This is a genomic window from Paenibacillus sp. 01L418, assembly GCF_056400045.1.
Genome location: NZ_JBFTSN010000618.1, coordinates 1 through 2904, shown reverse-complemented (window position 1 = coordinate 2904; position 2904 = coordinate 1). Strand labels below are relative to the sequence as shown.

At 42.9% G+C, this 2904-nt stretch carries 2 protein-coding genes and 1 pseudogene; 1 reads left to right on the top strand and 2 read right to left on the bottom strand.

What is annotated here, in order from left to right; all coding sequences use genetic code 11:
* Together AC1DSE_RS33680 and AC1DSE_RS33675 are read right to left on the bottom strand one after the other, a co-directional pair.
* A pseudogene (locus tag AC1DSE_RS33680) lies at positions 1 to 463 on the bottom strand (sensor histidine kinase); the annotation flags it as partial.
* Positions 460 to 1455 (bottom strand): sugar-binding protein, encoded by a 996-nt coding sequence (locus AC1DSE_RS33675; RefSeq protein WP_477512151.1) that lies wholly within the window; start codon positions 1453 to 1455, stop codon positions 460 to 462. The pseudogene AC1DSE_RS33680 and the gene AC1DSE_RS33675, both read right to left, overlap by 4 nt.
* Positions 1456 to 1613: 158 nt before the next feature.
* Here AC1DSE_RS33675 and AC1DSE_RS33670 point away from each other — a divergent pair.
* Positions 1614 to 2904, top strand: a 1291-nt coding sequence (locus tag AC1DSE_RS33670; protein ID WP_477528952.1) for a carbohydrate ABC transporter permease, incomplete at its 3' end; no start/stop codon positions are given.

Here is a 2904-nt window from a genome sequence, read left to right as displayed (position 1 = left end):
ATTCAACCAGCTGCTGGCTGTCCTCTTGTATGAAGCTTGCTGTCCTTTCCGCATTCTCGTATTGAGTGAGCGACACCTCCGACCTTTCGGCAGAAGCTGCAATGAAAGCGTCTTGCTGCTGCTCCAAAAAAGTATCTAACAGATGAACGTAGCTAGTAATAGTGGAGGAAGATATGGAAACATTCGACTTTTCTTGGAGCAGCAAGCGCAGATCCTGAAGTTCCACTCGACTATGATCATATCGCTTTTTATTGCTGTCGTCTGGATTAAGCAAATAGCTATGCAGCGTACTTAAGTTGTTATTTACAACCTTGGAGGACTGGTTGTACAAAAGGATACGATCGATCATTTGATTATAGCTTTGCTGAACCATCTTTCCACTTTGAAATAAAAAGAACGTAACCATATTAATGAGGAGAACGAGTAATGGGATGAAAATGAGCAGCTTAGTCCGAATGGTCATGGGCTAGTTTCTCCATTTTCTTGAACGAAGGGCTTCTGGCCTTGTACCGATATTTTCGTAAAATGCTGCACAAGAAGCTCCTTGCCATGGAGGTAATCGTTCAACTGTGATACAGCTTCATTGCCCATGTCGTAAGGCTGCTGGACAATGGTTGAATGGATGATTCCACTGCGAATAAGCTCCAAAGTTTCATCGAGCGCATCAAATGCAAAAATTTGCAGGCCTTTTGGCCGAATGCGTTCAGTGGCCTCCGCGATGCCGATCGCATCGAGTGCGCTTAATCCGACCATTACATTCAGCTGTGGATAGTGCTGAAGCAGTTCCTCTGTTTCACCTGATGCTTGGAGGCGTGAAATGTTTGAGGAGCGCACCTCGACAAGATTCAGCTCGGGGTAACGTGAAATAACCTCTCGAAATCCAGCAAGCCGCAGCTGCTGATTGGGGGCTTGCTCGTTTCCGATTAAAGCGGCGATTTGCCCATGATTTCCAGCCGCTTCGGCAACCAATTCACCCATAACTTTGCCTGCATCGAAATTGTTTGTGCCGACATAAGAGAGCCTGCGGCTGTTCGGAGCATCTGTATCAATCGTTAAGACAGGAATGCCATAGCTAATCGCTTTATTAATTAATCCGATATACTGCGGGTCGCTAAGCCCCTGTACGAGCAGCGCATCAGCTTTGGCTGCAATAGCTTTCTCCAGCAGCTTCATTTGCTCCGCGGGATTAATGCGAAACGGTCCTGTATATTCAAGCTCCATCCCAAATTCAACCGCTGCATCTTTTGCACCTCGTTCAATTGATCGCCAATATGGATTATCGATTTCTTGGGAGATGAGGACAATATGATAAGGAGGTTTCTGGCTTATCTCGCTTGAGAGAATTGGCTGCAGCAGATCCTTTATCCGAAGCGTGGAGAGAAAGAAGCTTAGCAGAAGGCTGGAAAATACAATAAACAGAATGGCAATGCCTATGTTCCATTTACGATTAGACATTATACAACTCCCTTACTGCGTCCATTTATATCGGATTATTATACAAGAACAGGCGAATAAYCAAAAGCTACAGCGAAAATGAGCGATATTGAAGCTATACAACATACAACTAAATCATTATAATTTAGTAAAATTACGGAAAAAGAAAGGGGATTATTATGGAGCATCAACCGCCTAATGCCCAAAGCAATCTACATAACCAATTACATGATCCAGACAGTCTTCCTCAGAGAATATGGAAGTTCAAGCTGCATTACTTGATCGTCATTCCCGCTCTTATGCTCATATTGATTTTTAAGCTGCTTCCATTTGCTAACGGTATAATTCTATCGGTTGTCGACTACAAAGTTTTTGTTGGCCTATTTGAGAGTTCGTGGGTAGGCTTTAATCATTTTGCCCAATTGTTTAACGATGAGAACTTCCGAAGGGTAATTGTAAATACATTTGTTATCAAAACGGGTTATATACTCGCTAGCGGTTGTATCGCATTCCTTCTGGCGCTTGCTCTGAGCAATATTCGTTACAAGTGGTTGAGAGGGCTGTTCTCGTCTTTATTTCTTATTCCTTTTTTCATTCCTTCTATTGTTTTTGTGTATATTTTCATTTATATACTTTCGATAAGCACATCTCCCTTTCTAACCTCGGGGACTCTGATTTTGGGTGATGAGACATTATTTCGGCCGATCATTGTATTCGTTGAAGTGTTAAAAACATGCGGTATTCCGATCATCATCGCGCTTGCAGCTATAGCCTCGAAGCATGCTTCAGTGAACCGGCAAGAAACGGGGCTTGCAGGCTTCGGGAATAGCTACCTTGTAATGAATGTGATTCCAGCACTGAAAGCGGTAGCCGCTTTTATGGTGCTGCAGCTGTCTGCCATCATGTCCACGGACTATGAGCTCATTAGAAGCTTGCTGAATCCCTTGGTATCGAAGACAGGAGAGACGCTTGACGCTTATATTTTTCAACTAGGTTTTTTGATGATGAACGTAAGTCCTTCCGCTGCTGCGGGCATTTTTCAGTTTGCGGTTCAACTGCTCTTTACGATCATCGCTTATTTCATTGTAAAAAGACTGTTTTTAAAGCAATTATTCAGTAATCACACTGGTGCAGCTGACATTAAAACAACGAATAATGGACGCAGCATAATTGGGATTGTGACAGCTTGCTTATATTCAATCGTTGTAATTTTTTTACTGTATATGCTGTTCATCTATCCGTTTACTGGAGCCGGAGAAGCAAGGCAATCGGTGTGGAGCTTCATATCGTTCTGGAACGTTTTTTCTTATTCAGTCTTTAACTTTGTTGCTGTAATTATATTTTTATTGATGACTGTCACACTGGCTTATCCGCTGACTGTCAAACATTTGCCAGGGCGCAGCTGGTATAAGTTGTTTCTGCTTATCGTCATTTCGATGGGAAGCGGGATGATTAATGAGTACCTATTCG